Genomic DNA, 19431 nt, shown 5'->3' with positions numbered 1-19431 from the left:
CGTGAAAGAAGTTAACAGCTCTGCGGTTAAACTAGAGGTCGATTGGGAAGCCTACATGGCCAATAACGATATGGAATGGGTAGTTAAGCCTGTTAGCTGGGATGAAGGAGCTTTCCTCGGCAATGGCTTGCTCGGCACGATGGTTTATGGGGAGGAGCATGCGAGTAAGCGAAATGTGCTTCGCATGGTGACCGGGCGCACGGATGTCACGGCCATCCGTACGGACAAACCGGGATTCCCGCCCCGCGTTCAGCTTGGTGAACTGGATCTGGAATTGGAAGGGAAGATCTATCATCCAACAAAGATGCGCATTAACTTGTGGAACGCTGAATTGCAAGCTACGCTGACGACAACAAGCGGAGAGGTCAAGCTGCGCTCACTCGTTCACAGTCTCGATCCCGTGATCGCTATAGAGATCGAGACGACAGAGGGAGAAAGTGGCGCTCGCTTTGCGTGGTACCCTTTTCCAGAAGTCGATCCTGTTCTGAAGAATGCAGACGGCGTGAATTTAAATCAATATGTGCCGCAGACGGAAGTAGCGTATACGGAAGATGAGGATGGCACTCGCGTGTGTACCCAAGGGTATTCCGGCGAAGATGGCTGCGTAACCGCTTGGAAGGACGTGCAGGTTTCGCCGAATCGGCGCATCTGTTGGCTGTCCATTGCCCGGGGGCATGGTGAATCGGCAAAGGCTGAAGCCGTAGAGGCGGTGGCGCAGGCTTCAGCGGCGAATTTCGAAGAATGGGTTCAAGCTCACCGAGCATGGTGGCACCGATATTACCAGCAAAGCTTCGTTTCGCTGCCGGATGGACGATTGGAAAGCTTTTATTGGATACAAATGTATAAGTTGGCTTCAGCTACGCGAGTAGATAAACCCTTGATTGATAATCAAGGTCCTTGGCTTACATCGACGCCTTGGCCTGGTGTTTGGTTTAACATGAATGTACAGATGAGTTATTCACCAGTTTATACGGCTAATCGTTTGGAAATGGGGGAATCTCTTGTTCGTTCGTTGCATGCGAACAGGAACCAGCTGACTCGCAATGTGCCTGAACGTTTCCAGCACGATTCGGCTGGGTTAGGACGGAGCTGCAGCTTCGACTTGGAGACGAATGTAGAGGATGAGGTTGGCAATTTAACGTGGATTTGTCATAACGTGTGGCGGCACTACCGATATACAATGGATGATGGCATGTTGGAGGAAATATTATTTCCGATTTTAAAGCGGAGTGTGAATTATTATATCCATCTGCTGGAGGAGGGGGAGGACGGCTGCTTGCATCTGCCTCCGACGATATCTCCCGAGTACGGCTCATTCATGCGGACAACGGTGCCGGACTGTCATTATGATCTTTCCTTGCTGCACTGGGGCTGTGAGACCTTGCTTGCGATATGCAAGAGGTTGAGCGTTAACGATCCGCTCAGTCCGAAATGGGAAGACATTCTGGAGCATTTGGTTCCGCTGCCAGTCGATGAGACTGGCTTTATGGTGGGGCGTGATATGCCGCTTGCTTACGGCCATCGTCACTTTAGTCACTTGCTGGCGATTTTCCCGCTGCATCTGATCAACGGAGAAACGGAGGAAGAGCGGGCTTTAATCGCAACTTCTCTGCGTCATTGGCTGGCGAAAGAAGGCGATCTACGCGGCTTCAGTATGACCGGAGCGGCATCCATTGCCGCAGTTCTTGGTTGGGGAGATGAGGCGATGCGGCTCCTGCAATCGCTGCTGCTCATCATCAAGCCGAATACGATGTACAAGGAAGCGGGACCGGTGATCGAAACGCCGCTGGCCGGTGCAGAATCGATCCAGGATATGCTGCTTCAGAGCTGGGGCGGCAAGCTGCGAGTGTTTCCGGCTGTGCCGGAAGCGTGGACAGAACTGGCCTTCCATGACTTGCGAGGGGAAGGCGCGTTCTTAGTCAGCGCAGTCCGCAAGGATGCTGCTACGCAGTGGATTAGAGTGAAGAGCTTGGCGGGAGAACCTTGTCTGATCAAGACGGGCTGGCAGGGACGGATTCGATGGGAGATCTTCGGCGTGGATGGCAAGGAGCGAGTGACTGGTGAATCGGTTATTCACGATGAACTATCACTGGAGTTGAAGAAAGGTGAAGAGGCTGTTCTCTACCCAGGTGAAGAGATTCCTGATTTCCATGTTCGTCCGGTCGGAGGCAGGGACAAGGTTGTGCGGTACTTCGGTGGACATAAGCCTTGGCGGTTATACGGGTTTCATTCAGACAAATAAGTCGATAAAATAGTTCCGGCACGATAACGAATGAAAATGAGGCTGTCCCATAAGTAGATTCTTCTACTTTAGGACGGCTTTATTTATGTAGCGTACAGTTTGGCACCCTTTCCTTCGGTGATTAAATGGGTTAATAACTTTGCGCAGGGGGAAACTAGATGCCTTATTTGGCTGAAATGGGCTGAAATCGATTCCGAGGGGAACTTAGGTGCGTTAATGGCAATTTGGAGTGATTTTATCGAGCTTTTCGGCAGAATAGAGTATTGTAGTTCCCCTTCGATGGTGATTTTGCCTATTTATCTGTAATTAGGACATCCTAGTTCCCTTTCGAGGATGACGTAAGGAACAGTCACATTTTATTGTATCAGGCATGCCAAAGGGGAAGACTTACCTCGTGTCGAATAGCTTATTCGCCCTATCAGGATTTCCGATTGTATTCTTCTTCGGTTACACAAGGGATTCAACTCGGGATGAATGTGATCAAGCCTGAGAAGCATTTCATCAAGCGCTTTCCCTGCTCAATGTAGCAGGGATTTTTTTGTCCTTATTTAGTTGGGGAGTAAGGTGGTGAACGCTCCAGTATGGGATCGCGGTGCTGCGAAAGGGAACCACGTTCCGTATCTTCGGCATGGCGCAAAGAAGGGGGGCCGTCCCAATAATAGGACATCAGAACTGATATTGAAGATTTCGGCTCATTTTGCAGTGTTCTTGCTAGGGGATATCACATCGATTCGAAGTAAACGACGCAAATTGAAATATACACCGACGCTCAACTAGCGTACTGTTCAGGTAGATACCACTCTTCCACAATCGACTACTCGTTCTAAGGGGAAGTGGCGTTCAATTTACGATGTTAATCGGAGGTAAGTTGTTGACATGAAGAAACTCAAAGTTGGGGTCATCGGGCTTGGTGAGGTTGCTCAAATTATTCATTTACCGATCCTAGAATCACTAAGCGAATGTTATGAAATAGCTGCGATCTGTGATATATCTCCCCGTTTAGTGCAGTGGGCAGGATCTCGATATGGTGTTCACCAGCAGTACACAGATGCATTGGAACTCGTTAAGCAGTCTGATCTTGATGCTGTTTTTATCCTAAATAGCAACGAGTATCATGCGGCATGTGCGATTGCTGCAATCGAGCAGAAGAAACATGTATTTATTGAAAAACCGATGACGATGACCCAGCAAGAAGCTGATGCCATCATAGAAGCACGAGATGAACATGGTGTGAAGGTCATGGTCGGCTATATGCGCCGCTATGCACCGGCATTTACACAGGCTGTCCAGGATGTCAGAGACATGGGACGCATTCAATATGCGGTTATTCGCGGCATTATTGGGATGAATCATTTTTTTACGAATCAAACAAGCACCGTTCATCGCTTTGCAGACATTCCGGCTGAAGCTGCGATCGAACGCAAAACCATCCATCAACGATTGATGAAGCAAGCGATTGGTGAGGTTCCGCAGGAGATCTATAATGCCTATTCGTTGCTGCTAGGTTTAGGATCACATGACATTTCCGCAATGCGCGAGCTTATTGGTGTCCCGAATCGCGTCGTTTCCGCTGTGCAATGGCAAGGGGGCTCGAGTATGGCAGCTACCTTCGAATACGATGGCTTCTACGCGACGTATGAAACGGGGCTAGATCAGAACCGACGTTTTGATGCCCATATCGAGGTGTTCGGATCCACGAAACAGTTGAAAATACAGTACAATACACCTTATATCCGGCATTTGCCGACGACCTTACATATAGGTGAAACAGTAGGAGAAGCTTACGAGGAGCGAGTCCATCGGCCAACGTTTAAAGATCCTTACACCATCGAAATGGAAATTTTCCATGAATCCATTACGCAGGATAAGAGCTTGAAGACGACACCAGAAGACTATAAGCAGGATTTGACGATTTTCAAAATGATGGTCGATCAAATGCTGATCACCTATAAGCCGCAATAGAGGGAGGATCATTAGACGGACAATTCGACTCTGGCTCATTATGCACATGTAGGTGTATTTTAAACTCATCATTGACTTCAAACGAAGAATGTGCGACCATAATCTAAACGTTTAGAATTTGTTGAGGTGTGAGTGAATGAAAGCTACCATCAAGGATGTAGCCAGAGAGGCGAAGGTATCTACTGCCACGGTTTCTTTCGTCGTCAATGGGATCGACAAGGTGAAGAAGAATACGAAAGAACGCGTTCTGCTCGCTATTCAGAAATTGAATTATGTCCCAGACCAAGCTGCACGTGCGATGATCAAGAAGAAGACAAAGACGGTCGGCTTAATCGTACCGCTTCTTACGAACGAATATTGGGCTGAGCTTGCTGAACAAATTCAAGAAGAACTTATTCTTCGGGGATATACGTTAATGATTTGCACGGCTGGGATGAAGTCGGCAGAGCTTACGATCAACTCGCTGTTGGAAAGAAATGTGGATGGGGTTATTCTAAGTGGGCGAATCGCCAGTGTTCCTGATGATCATTATATTCAGATGTTTATGGAGCGTAGGATTCCGCTTGTTTCGATTGGTCAGATCCATAAGGAGGTCACCTCCGTGTGGGGAGATAATTTGAACAGCTCCAGAGAGTTAGTTGAACATCTTATTCAACAAGGCAACACGAAAATTGCCTACATCGGTTCTATATCTACAGGAATTGGTCGCGAGCTGGGCTATCGGAATGCGTTAGCTATCGCAGAAATACCAGTCGATGAAACACTTGTAAGAAACGGCAAATTAGAGGATGTACACAATTTCAGTCAGTATGGCTATCATACAATGAAGCAGCTCGTTGCGGAGAAGTGCGAATTCACGGCTTTATTCGGTGCGAATGATCTGATTGCGATTGGTGCGATCAAAGCGTTGCAGGAGTCAGGACTTCGCGTTCCGCATGATGTTGCTGTCGCAGGATTTGATGATATTGCTATGGCTGCGCTCTATAGTCCATCTATTACGACAGTCAAGCAACCGATTGGTGAGATGGCAGGCTCAGTGGTTGCAGCACTCATTGAACAAATTGAACAGCCCGACGGACCATCCATGGTAAGAAAAATTAGATTCCCAATGACAGTGGTCGTTCGCGAAAGCTCCATCTCCCCAAAAGGCGGATACAAGAACTAATTGTATCGCTTTCAATTTAAAATCTAAACGTTTAGATTTCATCTTTGAAAATTCCATCATCCCTAAGGAGAGTTACGTATGACTATGAAAACGTTAAATGTTGGCATTATCGGTCTTGGAGAAGTCGCGCAAGTGATTCATTTACCCGTACTAGAGACGCTTCCTAAGCAGTTCCGCATCGCAGCTTTATGCGATATTTCGCCTAAGCTAGTAGCTCATTTAGGTGACAAATATAACGTTGAACACCTATACACAGATGCTGCCGAGCTAGTCAAGCAACCGGATCTGGATATCGTTTTCGTGTTGAATAGTGATGAATACCATGCGGAATGTGCGATTGCAGCAGCGAATCATAAGAAGCATGTGTTGATCGAGAAGCCGATGTGTTTGACGGAGAGCGAAGCTGACGCCATTATTGAAGCTCAACAACGCAATGGGGTGAAAATTATGGTTGGCTATATGCGCAGATACGCGGCTTCTTTCGTGGAAGCGGTAAAGCAAATTGGTGGCTTTGAGAATATCCAATATGCAAGAGTAAGGGATATCATTGGACCGAATCGCCTATTTGTTAAGCCAACGAGTCATGTCGTTTCCTTTGATGATATTCCGGAAGCGTTGAAGGCGGATAAGCTTCATAGAAGTGAAAAATTAGTGAAAGAAGCGACGGGGGTAGACGCGAAATCACCAAATGGTCAGTTATATCGCCTACTGTGTGGCTTATCTAGCCATGATCTTTCCGCTATGCGTGAAGCGCTTGGTATGCCGAGAGGGATCGTTGGTGCAAAAGTAACGAACAATGGTAGTTTATTTTTGACGGCAATCTTCGATTATGATAAGTTTGCAGTTACGTTCGAAACGGGGACCGACGCTCAGGGACGCTTCGATGCTCATTTGGAAGTGTATGCGACGCATAAATCCGTCCGTGTTCAGTACGATACACCCTATATTCGCCATCTTCCAACGAAGCTCCATGTGCATGAAACGGTTGGCGAAACTTATATAGAATCTGTGATTCGTCCTACTTGGACAGACTCGTATACCTTAGAATTGCAATACCTGTACGACGTTATTACGCAGGACTTAACACCGAAGACGACCCCAGAGGATTCTAAGCAAGATCTTGCCATTTTCAAAATGATTCTGGATGCGCTATCACGCAATGAAATCTAAACGTTTAGATTTCGGCGTGTTAACTGCTGAAAGGAGGCACATATGCGTAAAATTACTGTAGGCATTATTGGAACAGGATTTATCGGACCTGCTCATATCGAAGCGATAAGAAGGCTGGGATTCGTAGAAGTTGTGGCTATCGCGGAATCTAATCTCGCTTCAGCCGAGAAGAAAGCTCATCGGTTAGGCATTCCAAAAGCTTACGGAGATTATCGAGAACTGCTACAGGATCCGGATATTGAGGTTGTACACAACTGCACGCCTAATTATCTTCATTTTCAAATTAATAAGGAGGCTATCTTAGCTGGTAAACATATTTTGTCAGAGAAGCCCTTGGCGATCTCAAGTGTAGAGTCTGCGGAGCTAGTGGCTCTAGCGAAATCCAAGGGGATTGTACATGGCGTCAATTTCAATTATAGACAATTCCCAATTCTCCGGCAGCTTGCCTCTATGATTCAAAGGGATGATCTAGGGCATATTCATCTTATTCATGGAAGTTATCTACAGGACTGGTTGCTCTATGAAACGGACTATAATTGGCGACTTGCTCCGGAAATTGGCGGTGCATCTAGAGCTGTTGCAGATATTGGCTCTCACTGGTGCGATACCATTCAATATGTCACAGGTAAAAAAGTGGTTGAAGTATTTGCCGATTTGGCAACGGTCATTCCGATAAGGAAAAAACCTATTCACCAAGTAACGACATATGCTGCTCAAGGTGGCGAAGCGGTCGACTACGAGGATGAGGTGATTGTAACGGAAGACTATGCATCTGTTCTACTTCGGTTTGATGATGGGGCCAAAGGCGTCTTTTCGGTTTCACAAGTGAGTGCGGGAAGAAAGAATAAGCTTAGTTTTGAACTAAATGGCAGCAAAAGGTCTGCATTTTGGAACCAAGAAGAAGCCGAAAAGTTATGGATCGGCCATCGGGACCAAGCGAATGAAGTGCTTTTGGCCGACCCAGCCCTCTTTTTACAAGAAGCACGTTCAACCATCCATCATCCTGGGGGCCATAACGAAGGCTGGCCAGACACGATCAAGCATATGATGTTACACTTCTATTCTTTCCTTAGGGAAGGGAAAGACCCGCTAACAGAGCAGGCTAACTTTGCGACCTTTGAGGATGGGCACCGCTCGATGTTGATTACGGAAGCCATATTGGATAGTTATACGAAGGGGCAATGGGTGAAAGTAAAGATGACTATGGGATGACATAAGAGGATATAACGATTCGTGCAGCCTGACGGTAACTCGTAGTAAGCGAAGCAACATCCGTTTGTCTCCTAGCCGGTCTAGGAGGCCCAATACGTCCGAGCAAGTTCGTCCCATTCAATTCCTCCTGCGATACGTAGCCGGTGTCACACCCGTTTTCTCTTTAAACAAACGATAGAACCTTTTCGGATCCTGAATCCCAACGGCTGCGGCGATATCTGCAATGGATAGGTCACGATTGGAAGGATCAACCAATAGACGGCAGCTTTGGTTAATTCGCTCATGGGAGAGCAGCTCCGAGAAGGACGCACGGGTATGTTCGCTAACAATGCGTTGTAATTGTCTCGTACCAATTCCTACCTCTTTAGCTAAGCTTGCTAAGGTAATCTTATCAGCTAATCGGCTTCTAATCGACCGCAGGACAGCTTCCATTCTGTCTTGATTGGGAGAGGATGAAGCTTCATTGTGATCTATGGCGCGTTCCATGACGATGAGCAGCTGGAGGAGTAGCCCGCACATCATGGTTTCGTAGCCAGTCCGCTTCTGTTGGAATTCAATGAATAGGGATGACATCAGTTGTTCGAACTCTCCCGATTGTTCTCTCATTTGCAGCCATTGACCGCCATGCGCAACCAGATCATTGAACCTGTACATATGGTACTGCTCTGGCAGAATGGAGGTAAGAAAATGAAATAGCGATGCGTCGAAGATGCAGTTGCCTATTCGCAGCGGCTTATTCGGATGTGGAGAGGAGGGCCGGAAAATATGGGAGATGCCAATTGGAATGAAAAATAAATCGCCTTTGCTGACGCGAATTGTTTGATCTCCGATGTAGTGAAATCCACTCCCTTCCCACACATAGCTGATTTCATAGAAATCATGCAAATGTTCAGGAAGTTCGAAATGTTCGTAAACTTTATTGACGTATATCGCAAATCCATTTTCAAAAAACTCTTCGCCTTTCTCAACATGCATATCAGGTCTACGCATAGGAACTCCCTTACTTGGTTTAGGATAATGTCATCATATACCTAGTAGATGTCGTTATCAACCAATAACATTGCGGCAATGTGAGAGAATTGAAATTGCAGCTTCTTGAATAGGGAAAAGGTTTGCCTGTTATGTTGAAGGACATAGCGGGCAAACCTTTTGTATGTTCACAAACAACGTCTAGGAATTCATAGACGCCTCCAATGGCGTGGATGCCACGCTTTTCCGATTCATAATGATTAAGTACATGGCAATCACAGTAAGAATGATCCCGAGTATTCGCAAACCACCCGCGTTGAACGTATCTCCCATTACAATGCTGATCAATAAGGAAGAAAGAATGGTTCCTAGGTATCTGGAAGTATTGAACAATCCGGAGGCTACCCCGATGATTTCTTTCGGTGAGCTTTGAAACAAAGCAGCTTGCATCCCAACATTATTCAAGCCATTGCTAACCCCGAACGCGGCTAGTGCCAAACATACACTGATCATCGGAGTGGTTGGATGCCATGTCACGATCCATATGGATCCAAGTGTCATCAATATCGCGGATAGCAGCAAGGCTGGTCGAGGGCCAGATTTATCAATCCATCGACCTGCTAGGGGAGATACGACGAGTGAACATAAACCTAAGCTAAGCATGAGAAGCCCCGTATGGAACTCACTGACATGGCGTACCATTTGCAAATAGGACGGAAGCCCGAAAAAGAGGGAGTAGAAGAGTACGTTAACGAGCATGTATTCGACATTGACCCTTGTCATTGCCGGATATTTGGCGAATGTGCGCAAAGGAATAAAGGGGGCTGTTGTTCTTAACTCATGTCGTACGAAAGTCCCCAGTGAAACGAGCCCAATCAGACCGACGATGACATGCTTCATGGAGATGTGTCCAACTGATTTGGCTGACAGCAACCCGACGAGCAGCCCAACTAGCCCCACTGTGAAAAGCAGAATCCCAGGCGCATCGATCAAAGCCAACCATTTTCGAAAAGATAGTTTTTGTGTAAGAGATGTTGCCTGATGATCATTGGGAATGAACCTCCACGCAAGTAGATAGCTCGCCAAGACGAACGGAATATTGACGAGGAAGATGGCCTGCCAGTCCCACCAGTGAATCAGGATACCGCCTATGAAAGGGCCAATGGCTGCAGCTCCAGATAGGAAGATGGACATGACGGATAGAGCAGTCGCTTGTTTCTCCGTTATATGAATCCGCACAATGGCCATGCCAACTGCAACCATCATGCTTGTTCCTATCGCTTGTATGATACGAAACACAAGAAGCAACCCGAAGTAGGGCGATAGCGGAGCTAATAAGGAAGCAATAAAGGCGATAACCAGCCCGGCAAGAAATATCTTCTTGCGACCGAATAAATCACTAGCCTTTCCCATGACAGGCTGCGCGACAGCACTCGCCAAGTAGAATACAAAAATGACCCAGGACACCTCAGTAAATTCAAGACGATACACATTTTGCAGCCTTGCGATAGCAACAGCAATCATCGAAGAATTTAATGGGTTCAACAGCACCCCCAATCCAACTGAAATCAACAACCATTTGCTGCGATTATTCATGTCTGACACCCCCCTGTTAACTGATGTCATCGTACTTGAAATTCATTATTTATTCCAATGACTTTTATGTTATGATTTCATTGATTAGAAGGAATGAGTCGGAGGCGGCGGTGAACAATGGAACTACTTCAATTGCACTATTTCATCACGGTGGCTCGATTGGAACATATGACCGAGGCCGCGCAGAGCTTACATGTTACGCAATCGTCTCTGAGTAAAACGATTCAACGCTTGGAAGAGGACCTTGGTGTTCCGCTATTCGATCGAATCGGGAGGAAGCTGCGATTGAATGAGTTCGGAAGCAGATTCCTACAGCGTGCTGAACGAGCTTTATTTGAATTGGAGCAGGGGAAGCAGGAGTTAAGTGATTTATCAAGTCCAGAACATGGTGCGCTCGAATTGGCTGTTACTGCCGCAAGCACCTTGCCCAATATCCTGCGAGCGTTCAGGAAAAAGCGCCCCCATCTCCAATTTCATGTACAAATGCTGTCCACGCAGGAAATGGTGACGCTTCTTCATCGCGGTGAGGTTGATTTTTGCTTGTCCTCACCACCGGTTCAAGGGGAAGACATCGAATGTCAAATCGTGTGCATGGACCCGATCCTCTTAGCTGTTCCATTGGGGCATCGGCTAGCAGCCAGAACCAGCGTTTCCTTAAGCGAGCTCAAGAATGAATCGTTTGTCGGTGTAAAGAAAGGCTACGGTACCCGCGATTTAGTAGACTCCATATGTAATTCGGTTGGATTTGAACCGAAGTATGTGTATGAGGGAAATGAACCTGCCAGATTAAGCTCACTTGTGGAAGCCGAGATCGGAATTGCTTTCCTACCAAGCTCAGCAAGGAACTCACGTGAACAGATTACCTACCTACACATCGAAGATCATGAATTGGTGCGGGAAATTGCTTTATTATGGCACAAAAGTCGGTACATTTCCCGGGCTGCACAGGAATTTCGTGAAGTTGTGGTCGCTTATTTTCAGGAGATGTCTGGGAATGCTTGATTTTAATAGTTGAAGTTATTTTTGAAATGAGGGATTGCATTGCATTTTGAATTAAGTACGGCAATTATCCAACTGATATCAGTAGCATTCACGGTCGCAATTTTGACTTTACTTATTAAGCTTATTAGAAAAAAGAAATCAAAGTAAAGTGATATAAACTTTAGTGGAGACTCTTTACAAACGAACGTACATTCGTTATTGTTTATATGGGTGGATTTCCCAATAGCCAAGGGAGTGATCATGTGGAAGTTATCAAAACGAAGATTGAGAGTTCTCTTACAGTCTTATTGGTATCTAATTATGAAAAGTCTAAAAAGTATTATGAAGATGCCCTTGGATGTGAAGTAAACGAGTTTTGGGCCATTCGAGACAATTTTGGATTAGGATTTAAGTTGATTCAAGCAACTCATATAGAAGACGTTAGACCTAACAAAGGTACTTGGAATACATATGCTTATATCAAAAATCATGCTGAATTGGATGCTTTATTCATAGAGCTTAAAACCAATGGGGCAATTATTGTTTCAGAACCTAAAGAAACAGCACATGATTGGGGTACTTGGAAAGATTTCTCGGTTCAAGATTTAGATGGATATGTAATCGGTTTCGGATCGGGAAATAAACATAATAAAGGAGAGGAATAACGATGTCTTTTTTTAAGAAAATGATGGCTAAAGTAGGGATCGGGAATATTGATATCGATACACAGTTCCATACGGAGGCTTTCATTCCAGGCGAGCTGGTAGAGGGCGTTATTATTGCTAAAGGCGGCAGTGTAGAGCAGAAAGTGGACAAAATCTATTTTCAAATTATGACCGAATACCGCAAGCCCTCACCCATTGATAACGAACCGAATCGTATGGTGACAGAAACGGTTGTGATAGCCAACATCCTGTTGGGCGAGAGTTTTGTTTTTGAACCGGGAGAATCGATCGAAATTCCTTTTCAATTCGTGCTGCCGCATGAGACACCGATTTCTATTGGCGTAAGCAAGATCTGGATTCGTACAGGCATGGATATTGACAACGCGGTTGATCCATCAGATCGTGATAATATTGAAGTTTTGGCTCATCCGCACACATCTGCTATTTTCGAAGCGTTGGAGGAATTGGGCTTTTATGTACATAAAGCAGAAAATGAATATTTTCCTAAACATAATTATTACCTGCCCTTTATTCAGAATTTTGAATTTGTCCCCTATAAAAATAGCGAATTTAGCCGCTCTGTTGAAGAGCTGGAGCTTGTATTCTACCCGGATGAAAACGGGGTTAAAGTGCTCCTGGAATTTGACCGCAAAGCGCGTGGGTTTAGCGGACTCCTAGCAGAAATGCTGGATATGGATGAGTCCCATCACCGTTATTATTTCAGCGCCGATGAGCTGGAGGAAGGCACTTCAGCAGTGGCTAATCAGTTCAGAGGCATTTTTAATAATTTGCTGGGTGTGTAACGAGCATGTATAGTGACAAGTGCATATGAAGTTAAGAAGGCGGCTGACCCAATTGGATCGGTTGCCTTTTCTCATTTAACGGATTTGAGTTCAGTAAGTAGGAAAACAAAAAGAGACGACAATTATGCCATCTCTGTAATTAACAACGTGAATACGTTTCATGTAGGTACAAGTTAGTCACAAAATTTGATTTTATATTTAGTTCCGTCATAGAGTTCAATCTTAAACTCCTTTAAAAATTTCCATTTGATGCTGTCTAACCACTCCGCTAGCATTGCTACTCTTTCTGCTTCATTCTGGGATTCATCAAATGATAATTTTGATTCATCACCATTATAATACTCTGCTTTGAGCTTCTCGATATCCTCGATATCAAGTAGAGACAATACACCGTCGACCCAGGAACGCTTTAACATCATAAACACCTCCTAAAATATAGATACTAAATCTATATAGTATAAGGAAAATTTTAACAATTGCTTGTACATAGTTACTAGTAAATAAGTGGATTTTTTTCAATAGTTTTTAAGAGAAAGAGATCATAGGAGAAGACTGGATTAACCCTTGCTGTGCTTAGATTATTTTGGTGTTGTGATGGAGCAGATCGTGTATAATTATACCCATATAGATGGGCAGAAATTGAAGGGGATAATAATGGACGAAGAGGATATCAAGCAACGTATCAAGGATTACCAGCAGGCAGATGGAGTTCGCGCTCTCACTTGCGGTAACAACAGTAAACACGAGAAATTATACCCTAAGGTTCTTGAACAAGGGTTGGTTCTTCTTTGCCCTAATTGCAAGTATACGCAGACGTACATCCCGGATCTCTTTTTTGATGATGGTTTTTATGAGTGGCTGCGGGGCATGAAGAGCTTGATTTAAGGAGATAGTCTAGTATGATCCGCAGCCCGTTGCTGTGGGTCTTTTTTTGAACTTTGGTGGTTATTAGTCAGCTTTCAAAATAAATTGTCAGTAAAGGGGCCTATGTCATGCATCCAAGAGCTAATACGTTAGGTTTAGTTATTAAAGATAACTATATTCTTTTGGAGGAGAAAGAAGGAAGACATTCCAAAGGAATAGGTTATTACTACCGTCCAATTGGTGGAACAATAGAACTTGGAGAACGATCAGATGAAGCGTTACTAAGAGAATTTAATGAAGAGATGGGTGTTGAAGTAATGATAGTACGATACATCACCTGTTTAGAAAATATCTTCAGAATAGATGATCATATAGGACACGAGATAACTCAGATATACGAAGTTGATTTTAAAGATAAGAGCTTATATGAGAAAGAACATTTTACTGTAGTTGAAGGGGACAAGGTTACTTATGCAAAATGGGTTTCGAAAGAAGAAGTAGTATCAGGGAATAAGATACTATATCCAAATGGATTAACAGATTTGCTAAGGCTGCCGTCACTTTTGGTTTGAGAACCTTCTCAATGGGCAGTATAGTCGAAAAAGGAACTTGAATGTAAATCTCGAATATCTAATGTAATCTGAAAGGTTAATAAAATGATGACAGACAGGAGTTAGATACAATGATAAAAGGTTTCGGAGGAATATTTTGGAGAACAAAGAATCTTGAAGTTATAAAAAAATGGTACAGCGAAGTGTTGAAGCTTGAAATAGAAAATTGGAATGGGACTATGATAAAACCTCAATTAGGAAATGAGACCATCTTTTCTTTCTTTGCCGAGAATGACAGTTATTTTCCAACAGATCAACAAGTGATGTTAAATTTCCAAGTAGAAGATCTAGACGAGACGATTAAACATCTTGAGCATATGAGGGTACCTCTTGCCAAGAAAAAAGAGAGTAGTGACTATGGAAAGTTTGTTTGGATCGAAGATCCTGATGGACGATTGATCGAACTTTGGGAGAAATAAAGGGACAGATCCTATGTATGGACAAACAATTTGTTTCCATGAATTCGGTGAACCACAAGACGTCTTAGAAGTAAAACAGCGAGAAGTTACGCCGCTAATGCCTGATGAGATTTTGGTAGAAATGATTGTTCGTCCGATAAATCCCTCTGACTTGATTCCGATTCGCGGTGCTTATAGACACCGTATCTCGTTGCCATGTATTCCTGGCTATGAGGGCGTAGGATCAGTGATCGATATCGGTAGTAACGTGTCAAAATCCATGCTTGGTAAGCGTGTATTACCTCTCCGAGGAGAGGGGACTTGGCAGCAATATGTAAAAACATCTGCTTCGTTGTCTATTGAAGTGCCAAACTTCATCTCTGACGATGAGGCTGCTCGATCCTATATCAATCCTCTCACTGCCTGGATTATTTGTAAGGAGTTGTTTAAACGCTCCAACAATTCTTTTCTATTAGTTAATGCGTGTAATTCTGCAATCGGCCGTATTTTTGCTCAATTATCCGTTGTTTTTGGATATAGGCTTATAGCCGTAGTGCGGAGTTCAGCGTATACAGAAGAGTTGTTGCAATTAGGTGCTTGGCATGTGATTAACTGTTCACAGAGCGATGTCTATAAAACGGTGATGGACGTAACGAGTGGGCAAGGTGTTCATGCTGCGATTGATTCTATCGGTGGAAAAGAAGGCTATGAACTTGCACGTGCTGTGCGACGAGGAGGTTTCTTTATATCCATTGGATTGCTATCAGGACTGCAAGTGGATTGGCAAAGAATTGCAATTGAACTTGATATTCAATCGAAAATTTTTCATTTGCGACAATGGCTACAAAGGATCTCAGTCGATGATTGGCAAAATTCCTTTCAACAGATTTTTGCATTGCTTCGTCAAAAACAGCTCATCTTAGGAAGGGCTGAAGCGAGGTACAAGTTAATCGAAATTACAAAAGCAGTGCAGATAGCCGAGCTATCGGGCCAACAGGGGAAAGTGCTACTTACATGATAGATCCTCATACGATGAACGATTGATACATATAGACACCGAGGTAGCTGGTCGTTGACGATCAGCTGCCTTTTCCATGTAAACAGGCTGATCTGAAAAAAAGATCGTAAATTCAGTCACATCAGACTAGAAATAGTAGGATCCCCCCTGCAGTATTTACCGAAAAACTCTTATAATAGAAGGTAATTTTTATTCAATATCGTTCTGCCAATTTCGGATAAGGAGACTGAAATTATGTATAAACTGGTCATTGTCGACGATGAACCTGCCGTCCGAGGAGGGCTCAGTCAATTCGTCCAGTGGAGCGACTATGGGATTGTTCTCGCCGGAACAGCGGACGATGGAGATACGGGGTTGGAGCTGATCGAGCAAGTAAAACCCGATATCGTACTGACAGATGTGATGATGCCGGTCATGGACGGGATCCAAATGTCGCGGGAGATTCGAGAGCGGCTCCCTGAAACGAAAATCGTATTTATAAGCGGTCACAATGAAGCAAACCTTTTGCGTTCGGCCTTGCAGGTGCATGCTGCCGATTATATTTTCAAACCAGTCAAACGAACTGAGCTCCAAAAGGTTATTGAAGGTGTCGTGCGAGACTTGCGTTCGGAAGAGAAGGAGCGGCAACGCCTCAAAGACATGGAGGTCAAATTGACCCAGAGTATGCCACTGCTTAGGGAGAAATTTCTGATGGCATTGATCCAAGACGGGGACGCAAAGCCAGAGGTGCTGCGGGAAAGAGCTGCGTTTCTCAATCTGGAACTGCCGCTGGAAACGCCATATCTCGTACTCGTTATAACCATTGACGATGCCAGGGAGGTTCTAGGTAGTCGTTCGGAGAGGGACAAGCAGTTGTTGTCGTACTCACTCTTGAACGTCGTTCAAGAACTGATTGATCAGTACCTGCATGGGTATGCATTTGAGAACAGAGCTGCTGAATTCGTTGGACTCTTAGTGCTTGATGATCCGATGAAAGACCCGGAAGCAACGCTGCTTTTGCTGGCAGAGGAGATTCGTGACAATCTGAAGCGCTGGCTGAATATCAGCGTTACGATTGGAGTAGGCGAACGTGCCGATAATATCCGGATGCTTCCAGCGTCTTTTCGGCATGCACGCGATGCGGCTGACCAAAAGTGGTACATGGGCAAGAATCAAGTGATTACGATGGACAGTTTAGAAGTTGGAGCTGCCAGTTCGATTCGGTTCGATAGCAGTCAGAGTGAGCGACTGGTATCCGTGCTGAAATCGGGGGAAAAGCAACAATTGGAGTTGGAAATGGAAAGCATTCTCGAGCCGCTGGCGCAAATTCGCAAGGACGGCTTTAAGTACGGCCGGCAGGTAGGACTGCAAATGATCGCTCTCGCCGGCAGGTTGCTGCTTGACCTTAATTTGCTAACCCGTGAGAAAGAAGAGGAGGAAGCTTGGGCGCTTGATCGACTCCTGAAGTTGGAAACGATGGCCGAGTTAAAAACCTTTGTAAGCGATTACCTATATAGCATCTGCTGCTGGATTCAGGAGAAGCGGAGCGGACGATCGAGTAATGTAATCGAACAGATTCAGAAGTTTATTTCTGAGAATTACGCCAAGAACTTGGCCATCGCGGAGATCGCCGCCTACGTTTATCTCAGTCAAACTTACGTCAGTTTATTGTTCAAGCAGGAGACTGGCGAGACGATTTACGAATATTTGATGAAAGTCCGTATTGCGAAAGCGAAGGAATTGCTGGTAGATCCTCGCATCAAGTTCTACGAAGTGTGCGAGCTAGTCGGCTATACGGATCCGAGCTATTTCAGCAAGCTGTTCAAGAAGATGACCGGACTTACGCCAAGCGCTTATCGGGACCAACAATAGGAGAAGAAGTGTTTAGCATTCAAAAGGAGTTGATCCAGTGAGAGGGGTTTTGCAAAAAAGAAGGATCCGTCCCTCTAATTTGTGGGAAGGCGTTGTGGCGGCCAGGAGGTGGATGCTCGCCTACGGTCTGATGATTTTCCTGCCAGTATGTATGATGTTGTTCGTGTATTATGAACAGTCCTCCCGAATTTTGCAGGAGGAGGTGACCCAGACCATGCAGCAGACATTGAAACAGGCAGGTATTAATTTAAGCTCGCGGCTCAACTATGTGCAGAATTCATCCAATTCTATATTTATGAACAATAAACTGTATGAAAATTTGGATCCCGCTTCTCCGATTATCGAGCGCATCGCTCAGTCAAAGGAGCTGCGCAATTTGCTCGAATCGGTCCAATCGGCACCAGACATTGTCAGGGCGCGTGTTTTTACCGATCCGGGGAATTTATACGGATTCGATTTGTTGAATCTTTTTCCGCTAGATAGTTTGAAAGTTCGCCCATGGAACAATGAGGTCATGAACGCTGGCGGCAGTATCGTGTGGACGGGCATCTACGAAGAAAACTATCTGGACTCGGGACCTGCACGGATTCTTTCCTGTGCTCGATTGCTGAGACATCCGCGAAATTTTGCTCAGAGTCTTGGTGTGCTTATGCTTGACGTTCCCGAGAAGATGCTAACTGAAATTATTTCCGAGCTTAATTTCCCAGCTCAAAGTCGTGTATATATCGTGGATCGCAGTGGGACTATCATTTACAGCGCGGATCAATCGGTAATCGGCACCAAGACTGCCCTCGAGAGAGAATCTGATGATGGAATCATCAAACGGTCTGAAAACGGTGTAGAGGTGTTTGAAGTGCGTGCACCTATCCGAGCTGCGGATTGGCGTCTCGTACTGGAGGTGCCGAAGACCGGCCTGACGCATCGTACAACCACGTTAAGTCAGTGGTCTGGCATCGCGACGGTTGTAGGCATGACGATCATGTTTTTGATTCTCGTGTTCATGTTATTGGCGTTCGTTATTAACGGGATGAACCGGCGAATCAAATCGGTCGTCAAGACGATCCGCACGGAAGGTGTCGAAGGGCTGGAGGAGCCGGGAGGCGACTTTCGGTTGCTTGAGCGAGTTGTCGATCATTTGGTACATCGCGTGAAGGATTTGATGGAGGAGGCCTACCGTTCGAAAATGCTGGAGCGAGAGGCTGAACTTCGTGCGCTGCAAGCTCAGATCAATCCCCATTTTCTCTATAATACGCTGGATACCATTAATTGGTTGGCGATCTCTCGCGATGCCGACGATATCAGCCATCTGATTGAGAGTCTGTCTGATTATTTTCGGCTTAGCCTGAATAAAGGGAAGGATCATGTCTGCGTAGTGGATGAGCTCGAGCTCTCGAGAGTCTACTTGGAGATTCAACAGAACCGCTTCCCTTCCACATTTGAGTTCTTCATTGAAGCGGATCCGGAGGCGAGTCGATGCGTCATTCCGAAGCTGACGCTGCAACCCATCGTTGAGAATGCGCTGCTGCACGGTATCCGCAAGAATAAAGGCAAAATCGGCATCATTAACATTCACGCGAAGCGGTGCGGAGACGTGCTTGAGATTACCATCAAAGATAATGGGATTGGCATGGATGAGCAGCTAGCTTCCAGTCTGTTGTCTACTTCGCGCCCTTTACTGCATGCTGAAGGAAACGGCAGCTCGTATGGTCTATACAATGTGAACGAGAGAATCAAGCTTATGGCTGGTTCCGATTATGGACTAACGGTCCGTTCTCGTCTAGGCGAAGGTACTGTTGTGATCGTTCGTCTCAAGGCAATGAACGAGGAGAGAATTAAGTAGGATACACCTAGAAAGTGTCGGATTACCCACTACATGACGCACTCTCCTGTAGGTACAATAAAGCCATAAGTGCAGGAGGTGCAA

Annotated in this window: 17 protein-coding genes; 14 read left to right on the top strand and 3 right to left on the bottom strand. The window is 45.3% G+C overall.

The features are described from left to right. Nucleotide 1: 1 nt before the first annotated feature. The 5 genes from GC096_RS15165 (at nucleotide 2) to GC096_RS15145 (ending at nucleotide 7751) form a co-directional block, all read left to right on the top strand. A complete protein-coding gene (locus tag GC096_RS15165) occupies nucleotides 2–2242 on the top strand; it encodes a glycosyl hydrolase family 95 catalytic domain-containing protein (RefSeq protein ID WP_312886275.1) in 2241 nt (746 codons plus the stop codon). Between the two features lie 876 nt (nucleotides 2243–3118). Continuing rightward, nucleotides 3119–4204 carry a Gfo/Idh/MocA family protein gene (locus tag GC096_RS15160; protein ID WP_171631334.1) on the top strand — a complete coding sequence of 362 codons (1086 nt, stop codon included), beginning with the start codon at nucleotides 3119–3121 and terminating at the stop codon, nucleotides 4202–4204. A gap of 136 nt (nucleotides 4205–4340) precedes the next feature. Then, entirely contained in the window at nucleotides 4341–5369 is a 1029-nt protein-coding gene (locus GC096_RS15155; RefSeq protein WP_171631332.1) for a LacI family DNA-binding transcriptional regulator, read from the top strand. Nucleotides 5370–5447: 78 nt separating this feature from the next. After that, the gene (locus GC096_RS15150) at nucleotides 5448–6539 is read left to right on the top strand and encodes a Gfo/Idh/MocA family protein (RefSeq protein ID WP_171631331.1); all 1092 of its coding nucleotides are present in this window, start codon (nucleotides 5448–5450) and stop codon (nucleotides 6537–6539) included. A gap of 42 nt (nucleotides 6540–6581) precedes the next feature. Further along, a complete protein-coding gene (locus GC096_RS15145; protein ID WP_171631329.1) occupies nucleotides 6582–7751 on the top strand; it encodes a Gfo/Idh/MocA family protein in 1170 nt (389 codons plus the stop codon). Between the two features lie 117 nt (nucleotides 7752–7868). Here the strand turns inward: GC096_RS15145 and GC096_RS15140 are convergent, their stop codons facing one another. Both GC096_RS15140 and GC096_RS15135 read right to left on the bottom strand, forming a co-directional pair. After that, complete coding sequence (locus tag GC096_RS15140) at nucleotides 7869–8741, bottom strand: AraC family transcriptional regulator (RefSeq protein ID WP_171631327.1); 873 nt, start codon at nucleotides 8739–8741, stop codon at nucleotides 7869–7871. A gap of 180 nt (nucleotides 8742–8921) precedes the next feature. Then, the gene (locus GC096_RS15135; protein WP_171631326.1) at nucleotides 8922–10316 is read right to left on the bottom strand and encodes an MFS transporter; all 1395 of its coding nucleotides are present in this window, start codon (nucleotides 10314–10316) and stop codon (nucleotides 8922–8924) included. 117 nt (nucleotides 10317–10433) lie between these two features. On the opposite strand from GC096_RS15135, the gene GC096_RS15130 reads away from it, so the two are divergent. The 3 genes from GC096_RS15130 (at nucleotide 10434) to GC096_RS15120 (ending at nucleotide 12765) form a co-directional block, all read left to right on the top strand. Beyond that, the gene (locus tag GC096_RS15130; RefSeq protein WP_171631324.1) at nucleotides 10434–11318 is read left to right on the top strand and encodes a LysR family transcriptional regulator; all 885 of its coding nucleotides are present in this window, start codon (nucleotides 10434–10436) and stop codon (nucleotides 11316–11318) included. 242 nt (nucleotides 11319–11560) lie between these two features. Further along, nucleotides 11561–11962, top strand: coding sequence for a VOC family protein (locus tag GC096_RS15125; RefSeq protein WP_312886274.1), 402 nt, complete (start codon nucleotides 11561–11563; stop codon nucleotides 11960–11962). 2 nt (nucleotides 11963–11964) lie between these two features. Further along, nucleotides 11965–12765, top strand: a complete 801-nt coding sequence (locus tag GC096_RS15120) for a sporulation protein (protein WP_171631320.1) — start codon at nucleotides 11965–11967, stop codon at nucleotides 12763–12765. 173 nt (nucleotides 12766–12938) lie between these two features. On the opposite strand, the gene GC096_RS15115 is transcribed toward GC096_RS15120, so the two are convergent. Then, nucleotides 12939–13184: a hypothetical protein gene (locus tag GC096_RS15115; protein WP_171631318.1), complete on the bottom strand. Its 246-nt coding sequence runs from the start codon at nucleotides 13182–13184 to the stop codon at nucleotides 12939–12941. A 235-nt stretch (nucleotides 13185–13419) separates the two neighbouring features. On the opposite strand from GC096_RS15115, the gene GC096_RS15110 reads away from it, so the two are divergent. The 6 genes from GC096_RS15110 to GC096_RS15085 all read left to right on the top strand — a co-directional run bounded on the left by GC096_RS15110 (nucleotide 13420) and on the right by GC096_RS15085 (nucleotide 19347). After that, on the top strand, nucleotides 13420–13650 hold the full coding sequence (locus GC096_RS15110) for a hypothetical protein (protein ID WP_171631317.1): 231 nt from the start codon (nucleotides 13420–13422) through the stop codon (nucleotides 13648–13650). A gap of 107 nt (nucleotides 13651–13757) precedes the next feature. After that, complete coding sequence (locus tag GC096_RS15105; RefSeq protein ID WP_171631315.1) at nucleotides 13758–14201, top strand: NUDIX hydrolase; 444 nt, start codon at nucleotides 13758–13760, stop codon at nucleotides 14199–14201. A 110-nt stretch (nucleotides 14202–14311) separates the two neighbouring features. After that, nucleotides 14312–14659, top strand: a complete 348-nt coding sequence (locus tag GC096_RS15100; RefSeq protein WP_171631313.1) for a VOC family protein — start codon at nucleotides 14312–14314, stop codon at nucleotides 14657–14659. Nucleotides 14660–14672: 13 nt separating this feature from the next. Beyond that, nucleotides 14673–15656, top strand: coding sequence for a zinc-dependent alcohol dehydrogenase family protein (locus GC096_RS15095; protein WP_171631312.1), 984 nt, complete (start codon nucleotides 14673–14675; stop codon nucleotides 15654–15656). Between the two features lie 234 nt (nucleotides 15657–15890). Continuing rightward, nucleotides 15891–17507 (top strand): response regulator, encoded by a 1617-nt coding sequence (locus tag GC096_RS15090; protein ID WP_171631311.1) that lies wholly within the window; start codon nucleotides 15891–15893, stop codon nucleotides 17505–17507. 112 nt (nucleotides 17508–17619) lie between these two features. Then, nucleotides 17620–19347 carry a sensor histidine kinase gene (locus tag GC096_RS15085; RefSeq protein ID WP_312886276.1) on the top strand — a complete coding sequence of 576 codons (1728 nt, stop codon included), beginning with the start codon at nucleotides 17620–17622 and terminating at the stop codon, nucleotides 19345–19347. Nucleotides 19348–19431: the final 84 nt, after the last annotated feature.

The sequence above is a fragment of the Paenibacillus plantarum genome (genome assembly GCF_013141695.1).
Classification (GTDB): Bacteria; Bacillota; Bacilli; order Paenibacillales; family NBRC-103111; genus Paenibacillus_E; species Paenibacillus_E plantarum.
The sequence above is the reverse complement of the archived record's forward strand: the minus strand, read 5'-3'. Positions and strand labels throughout refer to the sequence as shown.